Source organism: Ferrovibrio sp. (assembly GCF_019636075.1).
In the GTDB taxonomy this organism is placed as follows: Bacteria; Pseudomonadota; Alphaproteobacteria; order Ferrovibrionales; family Ferrovibrionaceae; genus Ferrovibrio.
Map to the genome: position 1 here is coordinate 1 of NZ_JAHBYG010000026.1, position 20,831 is coordinate 20,831.

The 20,831-nt window shown below is 63.2% G+C and carries 21 protein-coding genes and 1 pseudogene; 16 read left to right on the plus strand and 6 right to left on the minus strand.

What is annotated here, in order from left to right; all coding sequences use genetic code 11:
• The first annotated feature begins 46 nt into the window (after positions 1-46).
• Positions 47-988, plus strand: coding sequence for an ABC transporter substrate-binding protein (locus KF827_RS11880; RefSeq protein ID WP_291005447.1), 942 nt, complete (start codon positions 47-49; stop codon positions 986-988).
• Positions 989-991: 3 nt separating this feature from the next.
• Here the strand turns inward: KF827_RS11880 and KF827_RS11885 are convergent, their stop codons facing one another.
• The 3 genes from KF827_RS11885 to KF827_RS11895 are packed head-to-tail and all read right to left on the minus strand — an operon-like array spanning position 992 to position 2,569.
• Complete coding sequence (locus KF827_RS11885) at positions 992-1,333, minus strand: NINE protein (protein ID WP_291005449.1); 342 nt, start codon at positions 1,331-1,333, stop codon at positions 992-994.
• Positions 1,320-1,904: a hypothetical protein gene (locus tag KF827_RS11890; RefSeq protein ID WP_291005451.1), complete on the minus strand. Its 585-nt coding sequence runs from the start codon at positions 1,902-1,904 to the stop codon at positions 1,320-1,322. The genes KF827_RS11885 and KF827_RS11890 overlap by 14 nt, the downstream gene beginning before the upstream one ends.
• Entirely contained in the window at positions 1,904-2,569 is a 666-nt protein-coding gene (locus tag KF827_RS11895; RefSeq protein WP_291005453.1) for a hypothetical protein, read from the minus strand. Before KF827_RS11895 ends, KF827_RS11890 begins: the two co-directional genes overlap by 1 nt.
• A 159-nt stretch (positions 2,570-2,728) precedes the next feature.
• Here KF827_RS11895 and KF827_RS11900 point away from each other — a divergent pair, with 159 nt between their 5' ends.
• Genes KF827_RS11900 through KF827_RS11910 form a run of 3 tightly spaced genes read left to right on the plus strand, consistent with a single transcriptional unit; the run spans position 2,729 to position 6,174 of the window.
• Positions 2,729-3,418, plus strand: a complete 690-nt coding sequence (locus KF827_RS11900) for a response regulator transcription factor (protein WP_291005454.1) — start codon at positions 2,729-2,731, stop codon at positions 3,416-3,418.
• 6 nt (positions 3,419-3,424) lie between these two features.
• Positions 3,425-4,300 carry a hypothetical protein gene (locus KF827_RS11905; protein WP_291005457.1) on the plus strand — a complete coding sequence of 292 codons (876 nt, stop codon included), beginning with the start codon at positions 3,425-3,427 and terminating at the stop codon, positions 4,298-4,300.
• Positions 4,297-6,174 (plus strand): ATP-binding protein, encoded by a 1,878-nt coding sequence (locus KF827_RS11910; protein ID WP_291005460.1) that lies wholly within the window; start codon positions 4,297-4,299, stop codon positions 6,172-6,174. The genes KF827_RS11905 and KF827_RS11910 overlap by 4 nt, the downstream gene beginning before the upstream one ends.
• A 99-nt stretch (positions 6,175-6,273) precedes the next feature.
• Here KF827_RS11910 and KF827_RS11915 read toward each other — a convergent pair whose 3' ends face one another.
• Together KF827_RS11915 and KF827_RS11920 are read right to left on the minus strand one after the other, a co-directional pair.
• Positions 6,274-6,996, minus strand: coding sequence for a cold-shock protein (locus KF827_RS11915; protein ID WP_291005462.1), 723 nt, complete (start codon positions 6,994-6,996; stop codon positions 6,274-6,276).
• 201 nt (positions 6,997-7,197) lie between these two features.
• Positions 7,198-7,935, minus strand: a complete 738-nt coding sequence (locus tag KF827_RS11920; protein WP_291005464.1) for a hypothetical protein — start codon at positions 7,933-7,935, stop codon at positions 7,198-7,200.
• A gap of 124 nt (positions 7,936-8,059) precedes the next feature.
• On the opposite strand from KF827_RS11920, the gene KF827_RS11925 reads away from it, so the two are divergent.
• The 12 genes and pseudogenes from KF827_RS11925 (at position 8,060) to KF827_RS11980 (ending at position 18,524) form a co-directional block, all read left to right on the plus strand.
• On the plus strand, positions 8,060-8,746 hold the full coding sequence (locus KF827_RS11925; protein WP_291005467.1) for a carbon monoxide dehydrogenase subunit G: 687 nt from the start codon (positions 8,060-8,062) through the stop codon (positions 8,744-8,746).
• Positions 8,747-8,873: 127 nt separating this feature from the next.
• Positions 8,874-9,338, plus strand: a complete 465-nt coding sequence (locus tag KF827_RS11930) for a (2Fe-2S)-binding protein (RefSeq protein WP_291005470.1) — start codon at positions 8,874-8,876, stop codon at positions 9,336-9,338.
• Positions 9,339-9,351: 13 nt separating this feature from the next.
• Entirely contained in the window at positions 9,352-11,727 is a 2,376-nt protein-coding gene (locus KF827_RS11935) for a xanthine dehydrogenase family protein molybdopterin-binding subunit (RefSeq protein WP_291005472.1), read from the plus strand.
• Between the two features lie 13 nt (positions 11,728-11,740).
• The gene (locus KF827_RS11940) at positions 11,741-12,535 is read left to right on the plus strand and encodes a xanthine dehydrogenase family protein subunit M (protein ID WP_291005475.1); all 795 of its coding nucleotides are present in this window, start codon (positions 11,741-11,743) and stop codon (positions 12,533-12,535) included.
• Positions 12,536-12,692: 157 nt separating this feature from the next.
• On the plus strand, positions 12,693-13,463 hold the full coding sequence (rfbF, locus tag KF827_RS11945; protein ID WP_291005478.1) for a glucose-1-phosphate cytidylyltransferase: 771 nt from the start codon (positions 12,693-12,695) through the stop codon (positions 13,461-13,463).
• Between the two features lie 10 nt (positions 13,464-13,473).
• The gene (gene rfbG / locus KF827_RS11950; protein WP_291005481.1) at positions 13,474-14,547 is read left to right on the plus strand and encodes a CDP-glucose 4,6-dehydratase; all 1,074 of its coding nucleotides are present in this window, start codon (positions 13,474-13,476) and stop codon (positions 14,545-14,547) included.
• The gene (gene rfbC / locus KF827_RS11955) at positions 14,544-15,101 is read left to right on the plus strand and encodes a dTDP-4-dehydrorhamnose 3,5-epimerase (protein WP_291005484.1); all 558 of its coding nucleotides are present in this window, start codon (positions 14,544-14,546) and stop codon (positions 15,099-15,101) included. Before rfbG ends, rfbC begins: the two co-directional genes overlap by 4 nt.
• A gap of 320 nt (positions 15,102-15,421) precedes the next feature.
• Positions 15,422-15,592 (plus strand): annotated as a pseudogene (locus tag KF827_RS19535) (DapH/DapD/GlmU-related protein); the annotation flags it as partial.
• A gap of 1 nt (position 15,593) precedes the next feature.
• The gene (locus KF827_RS11965; protein WP_291005488.1) at positions 15,594-16,238 is read left to right on the plus strand and encodes a hypothetical protein; all 645 of its coding nucleotides are present in this window, start codon (positions 15,594-15,596) and stop codon (positions 16,236-16,238) included.
• Positions 16,231-17,148 (plus strand): SDR family oxidoreductase, encoded by a 918-nt coding sequence (locus KF827_RS11970; RefSeq protein WP_291005491.1) that lies wholly within the window; start codon positions 16,231-16,233, stop codon positions 17,146-17,148. The genes KF827_RS11965 and KF827_RS11970 overlap by 8 nt, the downstream gene beginning before the upstream one ends.
• 27 nt (positions 17,149-17,175) lie before the next feature.
• Complete coding sequence (locus KF827_RS11975; protein ID WP_291005494.1) at positions 17,176-18,036, plus strand: CmcI family methyltransferase; 861 nt, start codon at positions 17,176-17,178, stop codon at positions 18,034-18,036.
• Positions 18,033-18,524 (plus strand): hypothetical protein, encoded by a 492-nt coding sequence (locus tag KF827_RS11980; RefSeq protein WP_291005497.1) that lies wholly within the window; start codon positions 18,033-18,035, stop codon positions 18,522-18,524. The genes KF827_RS11975 and KF827_RS11980 overlap by 4 nt, the downstream gene beginning before the upstream one ends.
• A 19-nt stretch (positions 18,525-18,543) precedes the next feature.
• Here the strand turns inward: KF827_RS11980 and KF827_RS11985 are convergent, their stop codons facing one another.
• Positions 18,544-20,814, minus strand: coding sequence for a fused MFS/spermidine synthase (locus KF827_RS11985; protein WP_291005500.1), 2,271 nt, complete (start codon positions 20,812-20,814; stop codon positions 18,544-18,546).
• Positions 20,815-20,831: the final 17 nt, after the last annotated feature.

The following is a 20,831-nucleotide window of genomic DNA, read 5'->3' on the forward strand; positions in this document are numbered from 1 at the left end:
CTGCCCTGGCAAAGCGAAAGCGTGATGACAAGAAGGAAAGAAACCGATGCGTAAACTCCCCGCCTTGCTGCTCGGCCTTGGCCTGGCTGCGGCTGCGCTGCCGGCGCAAGCCCACGACAAATACACCCTGCTGCTGGATTGGTTCGTGAACCCCGATCATGCGCCGCTGTTCATCGCCAAGGAAGCCGGCATATTCGACCGCCATGAATTGTTGGTGGACCTGATCCCGCCCGCGGATCCCAACGACCCGCCCAAGCTGGTGGCCGCCGGCAAAGCCGATGCGGCGATTTCCTATCAGCCGCAATTGCATATCCAGGTGGCGCAGGGCCTGCCGCTGAAGCGCATCGCCTCGCTGGTGGCCACGCCGCTGAACAGCCTGGTGGTGGCTGCCGATGGGCCGGTAAAATCGATTGCCGACCTGAAGGGCCGCAAGGTGGGCTATTCGGTGGGCGGTTTCGAAGATGCGCTGCTGAAAGCCATGCTGGAAGGCTATGGCCTGAAACTCTCCGACATCACCTTGGTGAATGTGAATTTCTCGCTCTCGCCAGCGATTTTCGCCGGACGCGTGGATGCCACCATCGGCGCGTTCCGCAATTTCGAACTGAACCAGATGGCCATCGAGGGCAAGCCTGGCCGCGCCTTCTATCCGGAAGAGCATGGCGTGCCGCTCTACGATGAACTGATCCTGGTGGCGCATAAGGACAAGCTGAGCGATCCGCGCCACGCCCGCCTGCTGGATGCGCTGGAGGAAGCAGTGGCCTATCTGCACAATTACCCGCAGAAAAGCTGGGAACTGTTCATCAAGAACAACAAGTCGCTGGACGATGAATTGAACCGCCGGGCCTGGAAAGACACCGTGCCGCGCTTCTCGCAAAGCCCGCGCGCGCTGGATGGCCGCCGCTATACCCGCTTTGCCGATTTCCTGACCAAGCAGGGCCTGATCCCGAAGGCGTTGCCGGTAACCGATTACGCAGTGGAATTGCGTTGACCCTCAGACCCTGAGCAGATTGAACAGGGTTCCCGCCGCGACCAGGCAGAGTGCAGAGCCGCAAAGCCGAAGCCAGGCTTTGCGGCTGATTCTGCCACGATCCTCGGGCGGATATTTCGGCAAACGCCGCCGCAGGAAGCCCTGACCAATCGCCGGCTGCTGCAACAATTCCATAAAATCGGCAAGCGCGGCCAATGCTGGAATCCCGCTGATGCAGAGCAGCAGATAGAGCCAGCCCTCACGCGTCGCACCCAACAGGAATTTATGGCCGCCCCAGAAACCGGCCAACAGCGTCACGTATAATGCGAATACGCGGTTGACGGTATCGGGCTCACCAGCGGCCATTGATCGGCTTGGCCGGCGAAAGCGGGCAACTGATGTTGCCCGTCAGCGATCCGGCATCGTTCAGCGGCTTGAAGATGCTGGTATCGGAACGCAGATAGCGTTGGCCTTTCAGCGGCCCGCTGGTCATGGTCAGCAGGCGCTGGGCCGGATCGAACCGGTAGGCCCCGGTGCCGCCATCGAAATTGCGATAGCGTTTCTGATCTATCAGGCCGAACATCAACCCGGTCTGCGGGCTGCCCATGATCATGCCGCCGATGCTGATCGGTGCATCGCAGGCATAAACGCCGGCAGGCGGTGCGCCGACCAGATCCTGCTTGGGCTCGGGCTTCACCTGATCGAGCGGCGTGAGCGACCCCATATAGCGCAAATGCACGGCACTGCCGTCTTCCAGGCGGGTGAATTTGCAGCCCAGCAACGGATCGCGTTCGCCCCGGGATTCCAGCGTCGATTTCTGCACATAGTTATTGCTGAAAAAACGTTCGCCTGCCGGCGGGCACGGCTCATCGCGCGCAAGCGCTGGCTGGAGATATCCAGTCAGCAGCAAGGCCGTTACGGCAAACAGAGCGCGCATCAATTGCCTGCTCCGCCGGCCACGATGGAATTCACCGCACCCAGCGAATACTTGCCACCCGCCGCGATCACATTGCCGGCACCGCCCGATACGATATTGCCACCGCCGCTGGCCACGATGTTGCCCGCACCGCCGGATACGATATTGCCGCCGCCGCTGGCCACGATGGCACCGGTCTGCTTGTTGATCAGATCGGCGCCGCGGATCGCCAGCACGGTGCCGCGCGGCGCGTTCATGTTGGGCACGCGCACCACGGTGTAGCTGAGATTCACCCAGCCCGCCGCCGGGCAAGGCCGCCCCACCACGCTATTGCCCGATGGCACGATGCACATGCCCGGATCGGCATTGTTGAACTGGCCATTGCCGGAGAATTTCCATTCCTGGAATTTCGAGAAATTGCAGGTGGCGAAAAACACCTGGCCGCTGCGATTCATCTCCAGGCATTGCGAACCCTGCTGCAACTGCCCGAAGAACACATTCTCGTTGGGAACATAGCGTATATTGTTGTTATGCCGGCTCATGCTGCACGGTGCCATCACCGCCTTGCCGCCATTATTGGCCAGGCACAAGCCGCCATGGGCGAATACATCGGCACGGGCCTGCTGGACCGGCGCCAGCAAGGCAAGGCCGAACAGCGCGGAAGCAACGGCAGTGAGCATTTTCATGGATGTTTCCTCGGCTAGACAACGGCAAGGCCGCATCGGCGGCCGGCCCGACTGTAGGCGCAGCGCCATGGCCGTTAGAATCCCCCGCCCGGGGTATTTTGTGGGGGACGCTACGTTTTACGGCTGCGCATCCGGCCTGGGCTTTGCTAGACTTGAGCCATGAACGCCGTGCCTGTTGCTTCCGGTCCGATCAATGTCGTTGTGGTGGAGGATGATCCGCTGCACCGCGAACGATTCCGCGATAACCTGCGTGCCGATCCAAGCCTGGCACTGGCTGCCGAATATGCCGGCGCACAATCGGCCATCGCCGCCATTGGTGCGGCGGGCGAGCAGACGCGGCCCGATGTGCTGCTGGTGGACCTGGACCTGCCCGATGGCTCAGGCTTCGATGTGATCCGCCATACCCGCCAGGCCAGCCCGGCCACCGAGATCATGGTTGTGTCGATCTTCGGCGGCGAGACCAATCTGATCCAGGCCATCGAGGCCGGCGCCACCGGATATCTGCTGAAGGATTCCCTGCCCGACGATTTCAACGCCGCCATCCATGCGCTGCGTGCCGGCGAATCTCCGATCAGTCCGTCGCTGGCGCGCTTGCTGCTCAAGCGCTATCAGCCCGCCGAACCGCAGGCGAAAGCCGAAAGCGCCGAACCCTCGCCGCTCTCGCGCCGCGAGATCGACATCCTGGAACTGGTGGCGCGCGGCATCGGCTTTTCCGAAGTGGCCGAGCGTTTGTTCATCTCGCCGCATACTGTAAAAACCCATGTGAAGAATATCTACCGCAAGCTGGATGCGCATTCGCGCCCGCATGCGGTGTATATCGCGCGCCAGCGCGGCCTGATCGTTTCCTGATCCGTCATGGCTATGCGTTGGCCCAATCGCATGCGTGGCGCCTTGTTGATCTGGCTGGGATTGCTGGCGGGCGGTTATGCCGCGCTGTTGGCCTATATCTCTTTCACCCAGGAAAGCCGCATCTTCTTTCCGCGCGCCATGGAGCAGGCACGGGCAAACGAAATCCTGCGCCAATTGCCCGATGCGCGTTCGGTTTGGCTGCAGAGCGCCGATGGCGTTAAGCTACATGGCTGGTGGCGCCCGGCCGAACCGGACAAGCCATCGGGCCGATTGCTGCTGTATTTCGGCGGCAATGCCGAGGATGTGCATTGGCGCCTGGCAGCATCCGGACCCGGCAGGCCGGAGAATTATCCCGGCTGGGATATCCTGCTGACCGATTATCGCGGCTATGGCCTGAGCGGCGGCGTGCCTGGACAAACCGCATTGCAGGCCGATGCGCTGCTCTGGTTCGATACCGCCAGCGCCGGGCGGATCGACGGCATCGCCAAGCCGCACAGCATCGCCGTGATGGGCACCAGCCTGGGGTCTTACTACACAACCTACCTGGCGGCGCAGCGCCCGGTGGCCGGCATCGTGCTGGTAACGCCGTTCGATAGCGTGCTGGATTACGTGCGCTCGCGGTTGCCACTCTTGCCGGTGAAGCTGCTGCTGCGCCATCCGATGGAAAGCATCCGCCATGCCGGGCAGATCAATGCGCCCAGCCTTTTCCTGGTGGCCGCCAACGACGCCACCATTCCGCCGGAGCGCGCGCGCATTCTGTACGAACAATGGGCCGGCCAGCCGCGCGACTGGGTGTTGCTGCCGCAGACCAATCACGACACGATCTCTGCCGATCCGCTTTATTGGGAGGCGCTGCGCCGTTTCCTGCGCAGCCTGCCGTGATCCGCGCCGGCCTGCTGCTGCTGGTGGCCGGCTGCCTGGCGCTGCTGGCCTGGTTCAGCCTGGCGCCGCAGCCGCTGCCGGCCGAGGTGATCCGCATCGACCGGGCCGCCTTCGTGAAGGCCACGAACGCGGAGATTCCGGAACACGCGACCGCCAATCAACCTTGGGAAAACCGCAGCCTGCCGGATTTCTGGCGCATGCACCGGCCCAACGAAGCCGGCTTCGGCTGGTATCGGGTGGAATTCGATGTGCTTTACCAGCCCGACACGCCCTGGGCGGCTTTCGTATCGTTCGCCAATTCGGCCCTGGCCCTGCGACTGAACGGCGTGGAGCTTTCACGCGAGGCTGCCTTCGATGCGGTGCATCTGGCGGCCCGCACCAGCCCGCCGCATATGGCGATCCTGCCTGCCCCGCTGCTGAAATCCGGCACCAACCGGCTGGACCTGCTGTTACGGGTGGAGCGCGACATCAACGGCGGCCTGTCGGCCCTCGAGATCGGGCCGCAGCAATGGCTGTTGCCGCGCTATCAGCAGCAGCTTTTCTGGCGCAGCGACCTGCCGCGCGCGCTGACCATGGCGGGGCTGGTCGCGGCCTTGTTCATGGCGTTGCTATGGCTGCGGCGCCCGCGTGAAATGATCTATCCCTGGTTCTGCGCGCTGGCGCTGTGCTGGAGCATCCGCGCCTTGCACGTGGCGGGCAACGATGACTGGCTGCTGCCGCTGCGCCGGCCGCTGGGGCTGGAAGGCAACGATCTGTTTCTCACCGCCAGCTTCTCGCTCGGCTTTGCATTGCTTGCGATCACGGTGAACCGCTTCGCCGCGCGGCCGGCACCGATGTGGGAGCGCGGCGCGCTGGCGCTGTGCCTGCTGCTGCCGCTCACCGTGGCGCCGCTGGGCAACCAGGTGCTGGCGCCGCTGCAACCCGGCTGGTATGGCCTGGCCATGCTGTTTGCCGGCTGGGCAGCCGCAACCGCTTTGCGCCTGGCTGTGCAAAAGCGGCATTGGAGCTATTGGCTGATCCTGGCCGGCATCGCCGCCACGACTGTGGCCGGCCTGCATGATTGGCTGGTGATCACCGGGCGGGTCGGCTTCGATCCCACGCCCTGGCTGGGTTATGGCCCGCCGGTCATGCTGGCCACAATGGTGACCGCGTTGGGCGGGCGCTATTTCCATGCCTTCGACGAAGCCGCACGGCTGAACAGCGAACTTGAACAGCGCGTGCGGGACAAGACCCAGGAATTGGAACACCATTACGAACGTATCGCGCAACTGGAGCGCCTGGCCGGCATGGCCGAGGAACGCGACCGGCTGATGCGCGAGATGCATGACGGCGTCGGCTCGCAATTGATCACCACCCTGCATGCGCTGGAAAAAGGCCAGATCGGACAGGTCGAAACCGCCAGCCTGCTGCGCGGCTGCATCGACGATCTGCGGCTGATGATCGACTCCCTGGATGCCGGCCAGCAATCCATGGCCGATGCCCTGGCCAATCTGCGTTTCCGCCTGGAACCGCGCCTCACCGCCGCCGGCATCCGTTCGGCCTGGGCTGTCAACGATGGCCCGGCCAACCTGCCGCCCGGCACCGTGCTGCAATTGCTGCGTATCCTGCAGGAGGCACTGACCAATGCCTTGAAGCATTCCGATGCCGCCAATGTGCAGGTGGAATGGCGGATCGAGGACGGAGCGGCATGCCTGCGCGTGCAAGATGATGGCTCCGGCCTTGCCAAGGCAGCAACCGCGCCGGCGAGCGGAAGTGTGGGCCGAGGGATGGCGAATATGCGCCAGCGGGCCGCGCGGATCGGCGCCCGCTTGGTCGTCAGCAATGGCCCCGACGGCGGCTGCCTGGTGGAAGCCCGCCTGCCGCTGGCCAAATAGAAAGCCGGGCTCCAACGCGCAAAGAAAGCGCAAAGAAAAAGCGCCGGCAGGTTGCCCGGCCGGCGCTTTCAAATTGTTGTGAAACGTGGGCCTGGGCGCTCAGCCCATGCGGATTTCAGCCACCTGCGGCCCCTTCGGGCCCTGGCCGATGCGCACCCGCACCGACTGGCCGGGCTGCAATTCGCCGATGCCTTCGCGGCGCAGCACTTCCATATGCACGAAGATATCCTGGCCGCCATCGCCACGCGACACGAAGCCATAGCCCTTCACGGCATTGAACCACTTCACCTTGGCTTCGAAGAATTCGCCGGTGGCCACCACCGAAGGGAAACGCGGGGCGCCGCGATCACCACCACGATCAAAACCGCCGCGATCAAAGCCACCGCGATCACCGCCACGGTCGAAACCGCCGCCGAAACCGCCCCGGTCGCCCCCCCGGTCGCCGCCGCGATCAAAGCCGCCGCCGCCGCCGAAACGGTCGTTGAATCCACGATCCTGGCGCGGCGGGCGCTGGCCACGCATGCCACCGCCAGCAGCCGGGCCACCGCCACCGCCGCCGGGTTCCGCCGTGCTGGTATCCACAGAAAGAATACGGACAGCCTGCATCCCTTTGGGCCGTCGGGCCACTTCGAGCACCAGGGTCACGCCTTCATCGAGAGTTTCGTATCCCGCTTGGCGCAAGCAGGACAGATGCAGGAAGATATCGCCGGAATCATCAACCGGACTGACGAACCCAAAACCCTTCACCGCATTGAACCATTTGACCTTACCGGAAATCTCGATCAGATCCCCGTTGTCTACGCCAAAGCCCCCTTGCTCCACTGCCATATTCCTTGTGTTTTGGAACTAACAGAGAAACCCTAACATTAAATTTTCGCGCTGCCAAATCCAGAATCGCTTCGTTTCGGCCACCAATGCAGCCCGAGGTAGACCAAAGGCGAAGCCCGGTGGGCCGTCATTCAGGCATGCTTAAGGCGGCATGCTTAAGGCAGGAATGCTTAAAGGCAGGAATGCGCGCGGGCTTCAGAGCGTGGGGCCGGTTACCCGGCGCTTGGGTCGCCAGCGGGTGACCGAACGGCCATCGGCGGTGAAACGCACTTCCTGGCTATCGGGCGGCGCGGCATGAGCGAGAGTGCCGCCCATTTCAGCAGCACCGGGCTTGACCCCAGGTTTGGTCACCTGACCGCGCAGTATACGGCCCATGCTGCTTTCGCGGGAATATTGTTCGATCCGCGCCTTCACCTCTTCCTCGAAGGGCGGCAGGTCGGCCGAACGGGCGGAGGGGCTGCGGCGGCTGCCCGGTTTCGCCAGGGCATCGCTGATCGGCATGGCATGAGCGCTGGGCTTGCCAGACGCACGATGCTGCTCGACATGCACTTCATTGCCCGGACCGCCCTCGACGGCACGCTTCCACGACGGGTCGCCCAACACCAACTTGTGCAGCGCCACCACCGGCAAGGCGCCGAAGCGCTTCCAGAAGCCTTCCAGGAAGGACAGCACGGTTTCGCTCAAATTCGGCGACCAGGGATTTTCCAGGCCGGCCTGGAAAACCAGATCCAGCGTCGGCTCGGTCGGCCCGTCATCCGCCACCACGAATGTGGCAGGCATCAGCTTGGCGCCCTCGCGCATGATGGCGTAATGCGCCTGGGCCAGATAGAGCAACCAACGCAATTTAGGCAATGTCATCGCGATCCGCTCATGGGCGGCGCGTTCCAGCATCCAGAAACTGACATCGATACCGGATCGGGTGGCCGGAACCATGGCTGCGCTCTCCCGTGGCGGCAAAAAAGGCAGGCGGCAAAAGCCACGCCTGAACCTAGTTATCACAAGCCTTAGCGGCTATATCTTAACAACTGATGAATCATTGCAAGAGGAGCTTCATCCCATGGACATGAATGGCGAACAACTTATTCCCGCGCCGCGTGCCAAGGTTTGGGCTGCCCTCAACGATCCGGACGTATTGCGCCAATGCATCACCGGCTGCGAAACCCTGGAGAAGAACGCCGAGGGCGGATTTGAAGCCAGCGTGGTGGTGAAAGTCGGCCCGGTCAAGGCGAAATTCAAAGGCAAGGTTGCGTTGTCGGATATCGATCCGCCCAATGGCTACACGATTTCCGGCGAGGCCCAGGGCGGCGTGGCAGCGGGCTTCGGCAAGGGCGGCGCCAAGGTGGCCCTGAGCGATGCGCCTGAAGGCGGCACCCGCCTCACCTACATCGTGAATGCCCAGGTAGGCGGCAAGCTGGCGCAGATCGGCGCCCGGCTGATCGATGCCACCGCTGCCAAAATGGCCGAGGAATTCTTCACCAAGTTCAACACCCTGGTTTCCAGCGCGGAAGCGCCGGCCGCGCATGCCCCAGGGGAAGCCCCTGCTGGGGCCACTGGGGAAACTACCGTGGCAGCCCCTGGGGCAGCAGGTGCAGCAAATCAGGCCGCAATCAATCCTGCGCCTGTTGCACCGCAAATAGACGCAGCCGCACCCGAAACCGATGCCGGCGGCCTGCCGGGCTGGGTGTGGATCGGCGGCCTGGTCGCCGTCGTAGCGATTGTGACAGTGCTGGTTCTGAAATTCTGAGATCAGACTTTCGTTTCCAGGCGGAAACCGCATTCGCGCTTGACGCCTGCGCAGCGTTGCGCCCACACTTGTTCAGGGCAAAAGTCTGGCTCGTATATAGTCCCGTAGCCCCAAGGGAGGAAAACGAATGACCCAAGTGTCGATGACCGTCAATGGAAAGACGGTTTCGCGCGACGTGGAGCCGCGCACCCTTCTCGTTCAGTTCCTGCGCGAACATCTCGGCCTCACCGGAACCCATGTCGGCTGCGATACCAGCCAATGCGGCGCTTGCGTGGTGCATGTGGATGGCCGCAGCGTGAAATCCTGCACCATCCTGGCCGCGATGGCCAATGGCAGCCAGGTCACCACCATCGAAGGCCTGGCCAATGGCGACACCCTGCATCCGATGCAGGAGGCCTTCCGCGACAATCATGCCCTGCAATGCGGCTTCTGCACGCCCGGCATGATCATGAGCGCGGTGGATCTCGTGAACCGCAATCCCAATCCCTCGGAAGAAACCATCCGGCATGAGCTGGAAGGCAATATCTGCCGTTGCACTGGCTATCACAACATCGTCAAGGCCGTTCAGGCCGGCGCGCAAGCCATGAAATGAAGGGGATGACGCCATGACCGAACTCGGCTCGATCGGCAAATCCGTTCGCCGCAAGGAAGATTACCGCTTCATCACCGGCCAGGGCCATTACACCGACGACATCAATCGTCCCGGCCAGGCCCATGCGTATTTCCTGCGCTCGCCGCATGCCTTCGCCCGCATCAAGAGCATCGACATCAGCGCAGCCAGCGCCAAGCCAGGCGTGGTGGCGATCTATACCGGCAAGGACATGGCCGCCGACAAGGTGGGTGGGCTGATCTGCGGCTGGACCGTGAAGGGCAAGGACGGACAGCCGCATAAGGCGCCCCGCCATGACGCCATCGCGGTGGAATGCGTGCGCCATGTGGGCGACCAGGTGGCGGTCGTTATCGCCGAAACCTATGCCCAGGCCAAGGATGCCGCCGAAGCCATCGAGGTGGATTACGAGGTGCTGAAGCCGGCCATCGACCTGCGCGATGCCCTCAAGCCGGGCGCGCCGCAAGTGCATGCCGATGCGCCTGGCAATCTCTGCTACGATTGGGATTTCGGCGACAAGGCAGCCACCGATGCGGCATTCGCCAAGGCGGCCCACGTTACCCGCGTGGAATTGCTGAACAACCGGCTCTCGCCCAATCCGATGGAACCGCGTTCGGCGGTGGCGGAATACGACCGCGGCACCGACATGACCACGGTTTATGTCACCAGCCAGAATCCCCATGTGCTGCGCTTGATCCTGTGCGCCTTCGTGTTCGGCCTGCCCGAGCATAAGGTGCGCGTGGTGGCCCCCGATGTGGGCGGCGGCTTCGGCTCGAAAATCTTCAACTATCCGGAAGAGACCGTGGCTTTCTGGGCGGCGCGCAAGCTGCGCCGGCCGGTGAAATGGACATCCGATCGCTCCGAGGCTTTCCTCACCGATGCCCATGGCCGCGACCATTACACCATCGCCCATCTGGCGATGGACAAGGATGGCAAGTTCCTCGGCCTGAAGGTGGATACGCTGGCCAATATGGGCGCGTATCTTTCCACCTTCGCATCCGCCGTGCCGACCTATCTGTACGCCCTGCTGCTGGCTGGGCAATACACCACGCCGGCGATCTATGCCGAAGTGAAAGCGGTGTTCACCAACACCGCGCCGGTGGATGCCTATCGCGGCGCCGGCCGGCCGGAAGCCACTTACGTTGTTGAGCGCATCGTGGAAGCGGCGGCGCGTGAATTGAAGCTGGATCCGGCGGAACTGCGCCGGCGCAACTTCATCGCCGCCGATGCCTTCCCGTATCAAACCCCGGTGGCCTGCGTTTACGACAGCGGGCAATACGCCCTCACGCTCTCGGAAGCGCAGAAGATGATCGACTATGCCGGATTCCCGGCCCGCAAGGCGGCGTCGGCCAAGCAGGGCAAGCTGCGTGGCATCGGCATCTCCTGCTATATCGAGGCTTGCGGCATCGCGCCGTCTGCCGTGGTGGGTTCGCTGGGCGCTGGCGTGGGCTTGTGGGAGTCGGCGAAAATCCGCTTCAACCCCACCGGCAGCGTCTGCGTCTATACCGGCTCGCATAGCCATGGTCAGGGCCACGAAACCACCTTCGCGCAATTGGTCTCCGACAAGCTCGGCGTACCGATCGACCAGGTGGAAGTGGTGCATGGCGACACCGCGCAGATCCCCATGGGCATGGGCACCTATGGCTCGCGTTCGCTGGCGGTGGGCGGCAGCGCCATCTCCAAGGCAGCCGACAAGCTGATCGAAAAAGGCAAGAAGATCGCCGCCCATCTGATGGAAGCCTCGCCGGCCGATGTCAGCTATGGCAACGGCGTGTTCTCGGTGGCCGGTACGGATAAATCCGTGCCCATGGCCGCCGTGGCCTTCACCGCCTATGTGCCGCATAACTACCCGGCCGATCTGGAGCCGGGCTTCGAGGAAACCGCGTTCTACGATCCAGCCAACTTCACCTTCCCGTCCGGCTGCCACATCGCGGAAGTGGAGATCGATCCCGATACCGGCATCACCAAAATCGCCAACTGGGTGGCGGTGGATGATTTCGGCAACGTGATCAATCCGATGATCGTGGAAGGCCAGGTGCATGGCGGCATCGCGCAAGGCGTGGGCCAGGCTTTGCTGGAAGGCGTGGTTTACGACACCGAAAGCGGCCAGCTGCTGACCGGGTCGTTCCTCGACTACACCATGCCGCGCGCCGACGATCTGCCCAGCTATAACGTGGCGATGACGCATACCCCCTGCCCGCATAATCCGCTGGGCGTGAAGGGATGCGGCGAGGCCGGGGCGATTGCCGCCCCCGCCGCGCTGATGAATGCCATCACCGATGCGTTGGGCACCGAGGCGATCCAGATGCCGGCTACGCCGCTGAAAGTCTGGCAAACCATCCAGTCCCATAAGCCCGCCCTGGCGGCGGAATAAGGGAGAGCAGACCATGTATGAGTTCAACTATCACCGGCCCACCAGCCTGGCCGAAGCCAGCAAGCTGCTGGCCGGCGCCGCCGATGGCAAATTCGTCGCCGGCGGCCAAACCCTGCTGCCCACCCTGAAGCAGCGCCTGGCCGCGCCCTCCGATCTGATCGATCTGGGCGGCATTGCCGAATTGCAGGGCATCAAGGTGGATGGCGGCAGCGTCAGCATCGGTGCCGGCACCCGCCATGGCGTGGTGGCCAAATCCGCCGAGGTCGCCAAGGCCATTCCGGCTCTGGCCAAGCTGGCCGGCGGCATCGGCGACGCCCAGGTGCGCAATATGGGCACCATCGGCGGCTCGCTGGCCAATAACGACCCGGCGGCAGACTACCCCGCCGCCGTGCTGGGCCTGAATGCCACCATCCACACCAACAAGCGCACGATTGCCGCCGACGATTACTTCAAGGGCATGTTTGAGACCGCCCTGGAAGATGGCGAGATCATCGTGAAGGTGACGTTCCCGATCCCGAAGCGCGCCGGCTATGTGAAATTCCCCAACCCGGCCTCGCGCTATGTGATGGTGGGCGCCATGGTGGCGGAAACCGCCAGCGGCATCCGCGTGGCGATCAACGGCGCCGCTCCCTGCGTGTTCCGGCACAAGGAAATGGAGGCTGCCTTGGCCAAGTCTTTCTCCGCCGATGCGCTCAAGGGCATCAAGACCGACCCAAAGACGATGAACAACGATATCCACGCCTCGGCGGAATATCGTGCGCATCTGGTGGGCGTGATCGCCAAGCGGGCTGTGCTGGCCGCCGGCTGAGCACGACGAATTTTCCGCTTTTCAGGGCCATCCGGGCAATTGTCCGGGTGGCCCTTAACATTTGGGCAACCATTCCCGGTCACTTTATGGGAATCAGAATCCAGGTACCGGGGAACGCAGAAGCATGTCTGGCCCAGCAGCTAGCAAAATAGCCGAAATGGAATGCGTCATCCTGTGCGGCGGCCTTGGCACGCGCCTGCGCGAGGAGACCGAGTTCAAGCCCAAGCCAATGGTGGAAATCGGCGGGCGCCCGATCCTGTGGCATATCATGCGGCATTATTCGTCGTTCGGCGTGCGTAATTTCGTGCTCTGCCTGGGCTATAAGGGCGAAGTGATCCGCGACTATTTCCTGAATTACCGTTTTCGCAATGCCGATGTGGCAGTGACGCTGGCCGACAACAATATCGAAATCCTGGGCCAGACCAACGTAGACGACTGGCGCGTGGTGCTGGCCGATACCGGGCCGGAAACCCAGACCGGCGGCCGCATCAAGCGCGCCATCAAGCATGTGCGCGGCAAGCGCTTCTTCGCCACCTATGGCGACGGCGTGTCGAATGTGGATATCGCCACCCTGCTGGATGTGCATGAAAAGCGCGGCCTGGAAGCCACCGTTACCGCCGTGCATCCCTCCTCGCGCTATGGCGAGATCGACATCCAGGAAGGCACCGTGCACACATTCCAGGAAAAGCCGCAGGTCGGCCAGGGCTGGATCAATGGCGGCTTTTTCGTGTTCGAGCGCCCGGTTTTCGAACGCGCGTCCGATAATCCGAAAATGGTGCTGGAAACCGATATCCTGCCGCCGCTGGCGCAATCGCGCCAGCTTGCCGCCCATCATCACGACGGCTTCTGGCAATGCATGGATACCTTCCGCGAAATGCAGATGCTGAACGAGATGTGGCAGAGCGGCCGCGCGCCCTGGCTGCGCTGAGCGAGCGACCGTGGCTCCGCTTCCCGATCCGACTTTCTGGCGCGGCAAGCGCGTATTCCTCACCGGCCATAGCGGCTTCGTCGGCGGCTGGACCGGCTTCTGGCTGAGCGAACTCGGCGCCGAAGTCACCGGCTATGCCCTGCCGCCGCCCAGCAATCCAAGCTTCTTCGCCCTCACCCGCCTGCAGGATCGCATCCGCCATATCGAAGGCGACGTGCGCGACGCTGCCTCGCTTGAAACCGCCATGCGCGCGGCCGATCCTGAAATCCTTTTGCATCTGGCAGCCCAGCCCATCGTGCGCCGGGCCTATCGCCATCCGGTGGAAAGCTTCGCCGTCAACGTGATGGGCACGGCGCATACGTTGGAAGCGGCGCGCGGCTGCCCGAATCTTGCCACCACCATCGTGTTCACCACCGACAAGGTGTATCGCAACCGCGAGACCGGCCAGGCCTATCGCGAGGATGATGAACTGGGCGGCGACGAGCCCTATTCGGCTTCCAAAAGCGGCGCCGAATTGGTGGCCGAGGCCTATCGCAACCGCTATCTGGGCGAACGCGGCGGACTGGCCTGTGTGCGTGCCGGCAATATCATCGGCGGCGGCGATTGGGCGCAGGACCGCCTGGTGCCAGATGCCGTGCGTGCCTTCGATGCCGGTAAGGCGTTGGAAATCCGCAAGCCTAATGCCGTGCGGCCCTGGCAGCATGTGCAGGAAGCCGTGCGCGGCCTGTTGCTGCTCACCGAAAAGCTCAGCCAGCAGCCGGCGGATTTTTCCGGCGCCTGGAATCTCGGTCCCGCCGCCGAGAGCGCCGCGACCGTGCGCACGGTCTGCGATATCATGGTGCGGGCCTGGGGCGAGCAATCGGCCTGGACCGATACCGGCGGCGATGGCATCCCCGAAGCCGGCCTGTTGATGCTGGATAGCACCAAGGCCGCCCAGCGCCTGGATTGGCAGAACCTGTTCACCCTGGAAGAAGCCCTGGGGGAAAGCATGGATTGGTATAAGGCAGCCCTGCGCGGCGCGGATATGGCGGCTTTCACCGCCCAGCGCCTGCAGGCCTTCGCCGCAAAGGCAAAAGCCATATGAAGATCGAACAGCGCAAACTGCCTGGTGTTTATGAAATCACGCTCAGTCCGCGTGGCGATGCGCGCGGCTATTTCATGCGCTGCTATGACAAGCAGATTTTCAGCGAGGCCGGCATCCATCGCGAATGGCTGCAAGAGAACGAGGCCCGCACGGAAAAGCGCCATACATTGCGCGGCCTGCATTTCCAGCGTCCGCCGGCAGCCGAAACCAAACTGATCCGTGCCACGGCCGGTCGTGTGCTGGATGTGTTCGTCGATCTGCGCCAGGGTTCGCCCACATTCGGGCAATGGGATGCCGTGGAACTGGCGGCCGAAAAGCACAACATGGTGCTGATCCCGCGCGGCTTCGCCCATGGCTATTGCACGCTGACGGATAATTCCGTCGTCACCTACAAAGTCGACAGCGTTTATACGCCGGAATTGGAAGGCGGCCTGCGCTGGAACGATCCGGTGCTCGGCATCGACTGGCCGGCCGCCAACCCGATCCTGTCGGACCGCGACCGCGTGCAGCCTTTGCTGGCCGAAATAGAACCGCTTGCGGAGGCCTGGCAATGAGCCTGGAGATCGATCCCACCGCACAGATCAGCCCGGATGCGCGCATCACGCCCTCCGCGCGCGGCAGCCGCATCAAGATCGGCGCGCATACCCATATCTACGATTTCGTGGTGATCCGCCCAGTGGGCGGCAGCGGCGATGTGATCATCGGCGAACATTGCTACATCAACCCCCATAGCTGCCTGTATTCCGGCAACGGCATCACCCTGGGCGATTACGTGCTGATCGCGCCGGGCTGCATGATCGTGCCGACCAACCATGCCTATGGCCGCCGCGACATCCCGATCCGGCATCAGGGCTTCCTGCCCTCCAAGGGCGGCGTGGTGATCGAGGATGATGTGTGGATCGGCGCCAACAGTGTGCTGCTGGATGGCTGCCATATCGGCAAGGGCGCCATCGTTGCCGCCGGCAGCGTGGTATCGGGCAAGGTGGATTCTTACGCAGTGGTGGCCGGCACGCCGGCCAAATTCGTCCGGTGGCGCGATGCCTGATATGATGCCTGAGTTTACCCGTCAATCCCCATCGCCGCGTTATGTGGAGATGCTCGATCTCTACAAACGCATGCATCGCCATGGCGATACCCGCAACAACCTGCCAGCGGAAAAAACCTTCGATGGCCATAGCCTGGGCCCGCATGTGCCGGCCATCACCCGGTTGCTCGCCAGCTATGGCGCGCGCAGCCTTACGGATTATGGTTGCGGCAAGGCGATTGGCTACACAGATGCGGTGATCGTGGGCCATGACGGCAAACAGCATAAGGGCCTGTTGCAATATTGGTCGCCCATCGCCATCACGCTTTATGATCCCGGCAATCCGCAACACGATGCCTATCCCGAAAAGCAGACCGACGCGGTGATCAGCACCGATGTGCTGGAGCATATTCCGGCGGAAGACATTCCCTGGGTGCTGGACAGCATGTTCAGCCTGGCGCGGCGTTTCGTGTATCTCTCGATTGCCTGTTATGCCGCCGCGAAATCTCTGCCCAGCGGCGAGAATGCGCATATCACCCAGAAATCGCCGGGCTGGTGGCTGGACCAGATCGAGGCCGCCGCCATCAAGCATGGCCGGATGGATTATCACGGCGCGATCTTCGCCACCCGCACCCACCGCATAGATATTGGCTGCCGCAATGCCTGAGGCTTTGCATATCCTGGGCGCCAGCGGCCTGATCGGGGCTGCCATCGCCGCACGCCTGGCTGCGCAACAGCCACGCCTGCTTGGCCGTGGCGCCGGCATGGATACGCCTCTTGATCTTGCCGATCTGCATGCCCTGAAAGCCGGCCTGTTCGCCGGCGGCGGCACGTTGGTGCATGCAGCCGGTGTGACCGACGAGGAATTCGCCAACGATCCCGCCGCTGCCTGGCAGCGCAGTGCGCTGGGCAGCAAGGCGCTGATCGCAGCCGCCAAGACAGACGGCGTAACGCGTATGGTTTACATATCCACCGCCCATGTCTACGGCCCGCTGGAAGGCGAGATCGACGAGGCACGGCCGGTCAATCCGATGAGCGATTATGCCCTGGCGCATTACACCGCCGAGCAATGGTTTCGCCGCGCCGCCCGCGTGGATGGCATGGATGTGCTGATCCTGCGGCCCTGTGCGGTTTATGGCCTGCCGACGGATATGACGCGTTTCAAACGCTGGTCGCTGATCCCGTTTTCGTTTCCGCGCGAATTGCTGGAACGGGGCTGCATCACCTTGAAAAGCGATGGCAGCCAGCGGCGCAATTTCGTGTCGGCCAGCGCCATCGCGGCCCAGGTGGCCGGCTTTTTGGCCGAACCGGCCTTGCCCGGCCGCTGCCGGGTGGTGAACCCGGTGGGCCCCGACGACATGAGCGTGCTGGATTTCGCCGAGCGCTGCGTGGCGCTGCTGGCGCCGCTGATGCCGGCGCGCGGGCGGGTGGAACGGCCGCAGGGCAGTTCCGCACCGGGGCCCGCCCCCCTGCTCTACCGTTCGGCCTATACAAGCGCGGAGGCCCGCTCTACGCTTGACGAAACGATTCGCGCCCTGGGCGCGCGGCTGCGCATTCCGTCAACCCGAAACGCATAAATCATCAATAACGAGGACATAGCGACCATGCCATTGCCCGCGCCGGGCCCAGCCCTCGACAAGGAGATTGCGCAGAAATATCTGCACCATCTCGTCACCCATGAGGCGAAAGACACGCCCGACACCCGCAAAGCTTTCTGCGATGCCAGCGGCATCCATCCGAAGCTGCTGTATTCCAATCCGCATATCCACGATATCGCCAAGCTGTATGGCGACCACTCGAATTTCGAGCGGCTGCTGGATATGACCCTGAAGGATTATCTGTATTACCACTACTATTACATCCATCAGGGCTATCGCTACGGCGCCTCGGATCTGCAACAGCGCTGGCTGGGGCATGACCTGATCAAGACTCCGATGGATTGCTGGATCTACCAGGAACTGATCTGGGAAACCAAACCCGATATCGTGCTGGAATTCGGCGTGATGTTCGGCGGCGCAAGCCATTTCTACGCCTCGATCCTCGATCTCGTCGGCCATGGCGAAGTGATCGGCGTAGACATCACGCTGTCCAAGGTGAAGGAAATCCGCAACAAGCGCATTTCCTATATCGAGGGCTCCTCCACCGCCGAAAGCACGCGCGAGGAAATCTTCCGCCGCTGCCACGGCAAGAAGGTGCTGATCATCGCCGATTCAGACCATGAAAAAACCCATGTGCTGAATGAAGCCCGGCTGTATCATCCGCTGGTGCCGGTGGGCGGCTATTACGTGTTCGAGGATTCGCTCAACGACGTGATGGGCTATCACCCGGTGCCCAACGAAGGCCCCAAGGCCGCGGCCCATGCCTTCCTGGCCGAGAATAAATCCTTCGAGGCCGATATGCGCTTCGCCGAACGCTACATCATGACCCTCAATCCCTATGGTTTCCTGCGGAGGATCAAGCCATGAGCATCGCGATCTCCGCCGCCCCGCATATCGATACCTCGGCGCTGGTGAAGAAACTGGCCGGCGAGAGCAAGTTGGACCTGGTGGCCGACCCCACGCCCGCGCTGGTGCGCGCCTATGGCTTCCAGACGCTGTACGACATGCCCCTGCCCTTGCAGACCGATATCCGCAAGCGGCTGATCACCGAGCATAAGGCCGCCCTGGTGGGCAAGCCCGCACTGTTCGAGCATGCGGTATTTCCCTGGCTGGCCGATTGGATGCGCTGGCATTGGGGCCAGACCCCTGCGGAAGCCTGGGAAGAGATCATCGCGCTGGGCAAGGCCTGCGCCGCCAGCTATGGCCGCATCGTGCATGTGGCCGATGGTCCGCGCAAAGGCTACGACGGCTATGCCTGGCTGGATGTGCGCAATGGCAAGCAGATCGACATCCTGCTGCATCAGCTCTATGCCCAGCTCGGCGTGACCGACAAGGTCGAGATCGTTACGCTTTAATCGGTAAAGGCTTCGGCCATCAAAGGGGCGCCCGGCGCAGGCTGTGCGCCCCTTCTATTTTGTTGTTGAGATAGAATTCGTCGCGCGGGAACAGATCCGAAAGCGGCGCCTTGTCGCGCGGCATGTCTGGCGTCCAGATCAGCGGCGCCTCGGCGAACATCGCGCCATAATCCTGTACATGGGGATTGCCCAGCGTGAGATGCGCAATGCTTTGCGGCATTGCCAGGCGGCGCGCCAGTTCGGCCGCGTCGAAGGCAATCGGATCATTGCTGCCCACCAGCACCGAACTCGGCAACAACAGCAAGACATGGGGAAACACGCTGGCGAAGGTTTCGGCCACCCGCCGCGTGGGCGCCCATTGCACATACAGCCCGCCAGGCGCTAGGCGCTGGCGCACCTGCTGCAGGAATTCGCGGCTATACAGCAGGCCGCTATGCGAGCCTTCCGGCAGGATGGCATCGGCCTGGATCACATCGTAGAGCGTGGCCTCGCGCGCCAGCAGCCGGCGGCCATCGCCGTATTCCAGCGTATAGCGCGGATCTTCCAGCATGCGGTGGATAGCGCTGCCAGGAAATGCATCCGCGTAATTCTCCAGCACATCCAGCACCGGGCCGACCAGCTCGATAGCGCGCACGCTTTCGGTGGCCGGCGAAATCCCCGCCGCCCAGGGCGTGCCGCCGCTGCCAACGCCCACCGCCAGCACCCGCTTGGGATCGGGATGCAGCAAGGGCCCCACGGCGCCGAGAAACTGGTGGATCGGCAAAAACGGAATCCGCCCCTGGGAAAACCCCTGGATGAACATCGGAAAGCCCTGGGAATCGCCACCCTGGGCATCGCTGCCCTGCGGCAGACCACGGAAATACGCCACGCCGGAGCGATCTTCCGACCAGGCCACCACATGATCGGGATTGCGCTTATGCAGCCGGTTCCAGAACGTGTCGTTGTCTGGCAACACCAGGCCCACAAGCAGGCAGCCCAGAGCCGCCGCCCAGCCGACGCGCACACCCAACTGCCGGCGATTTGCGCGCGGCAGCCAGAACAGCAGCAGCAGCAGCGACAACATTGCCAGCGCCACCAGGCTACCCGCCGTACCCAGGATATGCAGCGACAGCAAACCAGTGCCCACCGAGCCGGCGGCATTGCCCGCGATATTGGCAAGCTGCACCCAGCCCACCCGCGCGCCCACATCGGCCAGATCGCGCTGCACCGCGCGCTGCACGAAGGGGAAGGTCATTCCGATCACGAAGGCCGGCGGCCCCACCACCAACAGCACCAGCAGCAGGTTCAGTGCCAGTGCCGCACCGCCCAGGCGCGAGTGATCCACCTGCAGCAGGCCATCCAGCGGCGCCACCGGCACCAGCAGCCACAACACCAGGATCAGCAAAGCCGCCAGCAGAAAACCAAAGGATTGGGTAAGGAAAAAGGCCGGGCGCGGATCGCGGATGCGGGTGGCCATGCGCGCGGCCAACGCCATGCCGGCGCCATCGGCCAACAGAAAGATGCCCAGCACGGTGGGAAACAGATAGGCGTGATACTGCCCCACCTGCCCGAACAGCCGCACCCACACAATCTCCAGCGCCACGATCACATAGCCCGACAGAAAAACCAGCAGGCACCACAGCTTCAATCCGCCCCATTCCGGTATGCCCTGCTTCGGCTTGTCGTCAGCCTTCTGCGCGATGGGAATGGTTTCCGGCAAGCGCATGAGCAGCGACAGCGCAATGCCGGCGGCAGCAAAATCCAGCACGGCGGCCAGGATCAGGGCGCCGACGAAACCGATATTGCCCACCAGCAACCAACCGCCCAGCAGCGCGCCAAGGCCGGCACCCAGCGTGTTGAGGCCGTAAAGCTTTGCCACCTTCTCGGCCACCGTATCCAGCGACGTGGCGATGGCGCGCGACAACAGCGGCAACGAAGCGCCCATCAGCGTGGTGGGCAGCACCAGGCCGATGAAACAGAGCGCGAAGATCGCCGCCGGTTCGTCCACCGTGCCGGCCAGGCCGATGGCCAGGAAATCGTAGAGAAAGAATTTGGAGATCAGCGCGAACAGCGCCACCAGGCTTTCGGCAATAGCGAAACCCAGCAGGGCCCGGCGTGGCCCCAAACGGTCGGCATAGCGGGCCCCCAGCAGGGATCCAAGCCCCAGGCCGCAAAGGAAGGCACCCACCACCAGGGCGGCACTGATCGTATCGGAGCCGGCGAAGATGCCCAGCAGGCGTTGCCAGACGATCTGGCATAACAGGGCGGCGAAACCGGAGCAAAAAAACGCAAATGCCAAACGCGCGGTCACTGCACCACCCCTGTCTG